1 protein-coding gene is annotated in these 1,198 nt (G+C 64.8%); it reads right to left on the bottom strand.

Annotated features, from left to right (window positions below):
• Window positions 1-32 precede the first annotated feature (32 nt).
• On the bottom strand, window positions 33-995 hold the full coding sequence (locus tag ACSQ3P_RS31650) for an IS110 family transposase (protein WP_436169380.1): 963 nt from the start codon (window positions 993-995) through the stop codon (window positions 33-35).
• Window positions 996-1,198 lie beyond the last annotated feature (203 nt).

Here is a 1,198-nt window from a genome sequence, read left to right as displayed (position 1 = left end):
GCGGGAGAAGCAACCATGATCGGGGTTTTCGGTCATGGTGTTGTTTTGGAGAGCCATGGGGTTCCCCTTGCGAGGACGGCGTTGAGTATGATGATGAGCTTTCGGACACAGGCGACGAGGGCGACCTTGAAGCTTTTTCCGTTGGCGCTGAGGCGTTTGTGGAGGCTTACGAGATCGGGGTTCCAGCGCTGGCTGGCGGCGAAGGCTGCGAGGTAGAACACCTTTCTGAGGCGGGCCCTGCCTCCGGCGATGTGGCGTTGGCCCTGGTGCTTGCCGGTGTCGACGTTGAAGGGGGCGACACCGAGCAGGGCTGCGGCTTGCTCGCGGCTCATCTGGCCGAGTTCGGGCATGCGGATGATGGCGGCCAGCGCTGCGATCTCGCCGATGCCGGGAATGGAGCGGGCCAGATCGTAGCGTCGCTTCAGGTCGTCATGGCGGCTGAGTTTGAGGGTGATGCGGGCGCGGAGGAGCTTCTGCAGCGTGCTGAGGCGGGTGATCTCGCGAGCGAGATGGCGCTGATGAACGGGGGCGGTGAAGCGCTCGCGTCTGGTCTTGATACGGGCGATATCCTCGCCGATCTGTTCGATCAGGGTCAGTTCCTCGGCAAAATCGATCAGGCGGGGGTCGGGCGGCGGTCGCAGCTCCTCGACCGAGGCGGTCACCGCCGCGATCAGGGCGGCATCGATCGGATCGGTTTTGGCCCGTTTCTTCCTGAAGCGGCGATAGCCGTGCACCTGCGCCGGATCGAGCACGATCACGACGAAGCCTTCCTTGCGCAGGCGCGCTGCGACCGGCGCCTCGTAGTTCCCCGACGCCTCCAGCCCGACGCGGGTCACCCCGAGTTGGGCCAGCCGTCTGGCGATCGCGCCATGGCCCTCCTGGTCGTTGCCGACCACAAAGCTCTCACCGCCCACGACGGCGACATCGAGCCTGGCCTTGGACACATCGATCCCGGCCGCCTTCACGGCCGTCTGCTGCCTGCTATGCTGTTCCATCTTCGTCGACCCCGCCTTGCGTCAATGCGAACCTGGCGTTCCGTCAACCATCCGGGTCCGAGGAAGAGTGCCGGCCGTGATCCTGCTTCTCCACAGCTCTCGAGCTTTGGTGGCGACGATCCAGCGACCGACAGCCGGACCGGAGATGGCCGTCCCCGGTCCGGCAACGCCAATCCTAAACATCTTCAATGATACAAGGTGGC

Origin of the sequence: Allobosea sp. LjRoot9, from assembly GCF_964252745.1 — a bacterium.
In the GTDB taxonomy this organism is placed as follows: Bacteria; Pseudomonadota; Alphaproteobacteria; order Rhizobiales; family Beijerinckiaceae; genus Allobosea.
This window is presented reverse-complemented; position numbering and strand designations above follow the sequence as displayed.